Genomic DNA, 4,150 nt, shown 5'->3' on the forward strand with positions numbered 1-4,150 from the left:
CCGACCCTGCCAGCCGTTCGTCGAGCCGTCATCAGCGCACTTGCCATCCCCATGATGGCAATCCGATGTCCCCACTGCAAAGGGCAAATTCGGACAGCAGAATATATTCTGCCAAAGTAGTGCTAGTTTATGCCGACCTTTCCAGAAAATATAAGAAACTCGCATTTTATAGAACGCGGCATACCATCCCGACTGACGATCTCTGCAGTTGGTCATCGACTGCGACAGTCGCGCCCGCCCCAATAAGCGTAACAAATGAAGTACACCTATGAGCCATATCTTTGATTTTATTCGCCAGGCATTCATCAGGCTCGCAGGCTCACCATCGACCGAAAGAGTGGTGGAGATGCGGCAGGTTTTCGGCCCGGACGCGGCGTTTTCTATCATAGTCCCCTTGCATTGGCTGGATTGCTCGAAGGCGGATCGACTCGTCGCCCTCGCCGCCTGAGGGCTGTCCTGATGAGCCAATGGGGAAAGTCTTTTCGACCAGGCTGTGCCAATTATCAATCAGGCGAACTCTTCTTTTAAACTCCTCGATAGCTGGACTTTCGGGAATGGCATCGACCATATACTCCAGATAAACCGTCGTGAAAGCTTCGATGTCGACATTTTCATCGACGATCCGCAGGTCCTCCCATATCTGAACCCGACAACACAGGGCTATACCCTGCAGGTGAACCCGGATGAATATGTTTCGGACGGGACGCGTGCGTTGAAAATCGTGTTCGCGGGCATCGGCGAAATCGACTTCATTTGCGCTCCAAGTCTGAGCAACGATCCCACATCCCGTGTCGCAGTACGTGGAATCGAAGTTGACCTTGAGACCCCGGGCGAAATCATCGCGAAGAAGGTTCACTATCGAGGATACTCTCTTCAGCCACGTGACATGTTCGATATCGCGTGCATCGCCAAGGCATGCGGCGATGGATATGTTCTCGAAGCTCTCTTGCCATTCAGGAACAGGGCCGCCGCTGCATTGGCAGTCGCCGAGAGAATGGATGCAGGCCTCCCTAGCACAGTTATGGGGAAGCTTCAGTATAGAGAGGGGTATGCGGATATTTCGAAAACTGCTCAAGCGACGACAATCTCGCTTTTGAAAGCGGTGTGCGATCACAAGCCAGCGGTATCCGCAACGCCTTCCTCTCCGTCTCCGCGCTGATTTTTCGGCAACTTGGCGACTTTAGCTATACCGCCGTTCGGTCGATTATTCTTTCGGTGCGCATCATTCCGATTAGCCAGCAAAACCAAGTTAGGGCGGCGCCAGCGAGTGTGAATGAATTGTGTTGCAAATGCCTAGCCAATCCACGGCGCGTGGTTGACGGTTCGAATCCGTTCAAGAGTTAACCTGCCCCGCCCTTCAAGGGCAACTGTCCTCTTGATAAATTCGCGGCGCTGAATACGTGCACAAAGTGGTCTCGGGGGCATCATCGGCGACTGGATTTTATCCAGATGAGGGAACGTGGTTTAAAACCAGCTCATAGGCCGTGCTTCGTCCTCCAGCCTCGCCTTTTTGCAGGATGCCTTTCGCCATCAGATCCGCTATGTCGCGAGAGGCAGTGTCCTGGGATGCGTTCGTCAATTTTGCCCATTTTGTCGACGTGAGCTTGCCCTGGAAATTTCCCTCTAGCAGCCGGTTTAGGACCTTGGCTTGTCGCGGATTGAGATCGCTTGCAGCATGCGACTGCCAGAAATCATTTTTCAGCATCACGTTATCGAGGGTCAACAGCGCCTCGCTAACAGCATTGTCCAAACGATCGAGGAACCACTCGATCCAGCTCGTGATGTCGAGGCTTTCCTTGCAGGTAACTGATTGCAGGGCTTCATAATACCCGATACGGGATCGCTCGATTGCTGCGGACATGGAATAAAGCCGCTGGGCGCCCCCACCACTGCGTGCAAGCGTCATGTCGGCGATTGCGCGAGTTATGCGGCCGTTTCCATCGCCGAAAGGGTGGATAGCAACGAACCAGAGATGAGCAATGGCTGCCTTAATGAGAGGATCCAGTTCGTGCTGTCCGTTAAACCACTCAAGGAAGGCTGACATCTCAGCTTCCACGCGATCTGCGGGTGGAGCAACATAGTGGACTCTCTCGTGCCCGAATGGACCGGAAACGATTTCCATACGACCGCCAGAGTCGTCACGCCAATCGCCGACGCGAAGCTTATGGCCCGATTCGTTGCGGCCCGTCGGAAAAAGGGCCGCATGCCATTGGAATAGTCGCTCTGCCGTCAGTAGCTCTGCGCAATTGATCGTGGCATCGAGAGTCATATGGACGATGCCCTCAACCGAGCGGTTTGGCGTCACAAACCCATCGATATCGATACCGAGCCGCCTGGCGAGCGAGGAACGAACCTGTTGCTCATCCAGCTGTTCTCCCTCAATCGCTGACGACTTTACCACGTCATCGGTCAACGCTCTTAGAAACGTCGCCTCGCGTGTACGAAAACCGAGGCCCTCGACGCGGCCAATAAGGCGTCCTTGATCAAGGCGTACGGCCGCAATCCTTGATATAAGGCGGTCAATATTCCACTCGAATTTCGGCCATAGGGCGCACTGCCAGATATAACTCATATCCCACGATAGAGCACATCTGCGGAGAATAACAAGATTTATCTCCGCAAAATTGCGGAGATTTTCTCCCGTAACCTCCGCACCCACCCGAAGCTGGGCGCACAAAACAGCGTCGCCACGCCTGTGTAACGGCTCTGGCTAAGAGAACCGATGCTCGCTGACCAGATCCTCACGCTGAGGCAGCCCAGACCAACAGACTGGGATATGAAAATGCAATCGGATCAATAATTTAAGTAGTTCAATGAGGGCTGCGCTCCTGAAATAACGCAGATTTGCATTCGTATATCGCGGGTTCGACTCCCATCAAGGCGAAGACGCTCGCAAGGCATTTTGCTCAAGCTCTATTGCGGTCGTTCATGCGGGCCGCAAATTTCGCTAAAGCAGTCGCTCGGCTGTTTGGGCTGAATGTCCCAGTTGGGGTGGAGAGCGGCCTAAGCGCTTTCAGGCCGACAGAGGATGAAGCGGCCACCCGCTCACTCGAACAATTGCGACACTGACACTTGTCGGATGCGCTGTTCGTCCGAGGTGAAGCTTAGCAGCATCCGCTTGTCTCCAAGCACCCAGCGATCGTTTTTCAAACTACCACCGCTGCTCCATTCCGGCTCTCCAAACTTTGCTCGGGCCTGCTCCCGGGTCATGGTCATATCGAGATCGAAAGGCGTTCCATCGATCGGTCTTCCTGCTTCCTCTGGAAGAACGAAGAATGTACGCAGAACCAACTCCCCTTCCGCAAAGCGCGTCCCGTTCGGCAACTCGCTTCCGAGAGTAAAGAGCAGTTCAATCTGTTGACCGAGAACCTCGACGTTCGTTTCCTTCTCGCCGCGTGGTGGCCGCTTGAGTGGGAGCATCGCACCCAGCGACTTTAAGTAGTCCACGACCGCTGCGTCGGTTTCCGACTTTCCCAGCAATGCCAGCGCGCCCTTGTAGATTGCCATGCAACACCTCCAATGCTTACTTGCGACGATTGCCATGAGATCGGTACCGGGACGCCGCGAAGACCCTGTCAATAATAAGCAACGACGATCGGGACAAGTGGCTCATGAAGAGGATCCGGAAGAATTGAGAAGGCAGGTGAAAACATGAATGCAGATCGACTGTTTACCCAAAGTGAATTGCACGGAAAATCGGCCGATCCGTTCATCCAGGACGGCGGGCATTCATTGATGGCGAGGCGGTGGTACTGAATGAGGAAGGCCGCCCGGACTTTGGGCGCTGCAGCGCTGGCTCGGCGGAAGAGGGGGCAAGCGCGTTTCGACGGAGTCCGTTCTCTTCGCCTTTGACCTTCTATTTTGACGGCCACGATTGGCTCGGACCGAACCGTCAGTTCGCTGTCATCTCTTGACAGACTTGCTGGAGGGCACCATCGGTGCGATCCAGTTGTCCGAAGAGATAGAGGGAGACGACGCTGAGCTATTGGCCAACGCCTGCTCGATCGGCATGGGAGGCGTCATTGCATAGCGGCAATCAAGGTGAGATTCAGCGTCAATCAGGATGAGACTCGCGCCGGGGTGTGACGGAGTGAGGGCGTAGCCCGATTGTAGTCATATCCCGGCGCGGCGCAGATTTTAGGCGTCTCAT

The 4,150-nt window shown here is 54.6% G+C and carries 4 protein-coding genes and 1 pseudogene; 2 read left to right on the forward strand and 3 right to left on the reverse strand.

Annotation, left to right across the window (positions count from 1 at the left end):
- On the reverse strand, positions 1-387 hold a 387-nt coding region (locus tag I3J13_RS25705; protein WP_206696315.1), incomplete at its 3' end, for a hypothetical protein.
- Positions 388-493: 106 nt separating this feature from the next.
- On the opposite strand from I3J13_RS25705, the gene I3J13_RS25485 reads away from it, so the two are divergent.
- Positions 494-1,159 (forward strand): nucleotidyl transferase AbiEii/AbiGii toxin family protein, encoded by a 666-nt coding sequence (locus I3J13_RS25485; RefSeq protein ID WP_196380670.1) that lies wholly within the window; start codon positions 494-496, stop codon positions 1,157-1,159.
- 282 nt (positions 1,160-1,441) lie between these two features.
- Here I3J13_RS25485 and I3J13_RS25490 read toward each other — a convergent pair whose 3' ends face one another.
- Both I3J13_RS25490 and I3J13_RS25495 read right to left on the reverse strand, forming a co-directional pair.
- On the reverse strand, positions 1,442-2,572 hold the full coding sequence (locus I3J13_RS25490) for a Fic family protein (protein WP_196380671.1): 1,131 nt from the start codon (positions 2,570-2,572) through the stop codon (positions 1,442-1,444).
- A gap of 473 nt (positions 2,573-3,045) precedes the next feature.
- Positions 3,046-3,507, reverse strand: a complete 462-nt coding sequence (locus I3J13_RS25495; RefSeq protein ID WP_196380672.1) for a hypothetical protein — start codon at positions 3,505-3,507, stop codon at positions 3,046-3,048.
- 218 nt (positions 3,508-3,725) lie between these two features.
- Here I3J13_RS25495 and I3J13_RS25910 point away from each other — a divergent pair.
- Positions 3,726-4,027, forward strand: a pseudogene (locus tag I3J13_RS25910) (ATP-dependent DNA ligase); the annotation flags it as partial.
- Positions 4,028-4,150: the final 123 nt, after the last annotated feature.

This window comes from Agrobacterium leguminum (assembly GCF_015704895.1).
GTDB lineage: Bacteria > Pseudomonadota > Alphaproteobacteria > Rhizobiales > Rhizobiaceae > Agrobacterium > Agrobacterium leguminum.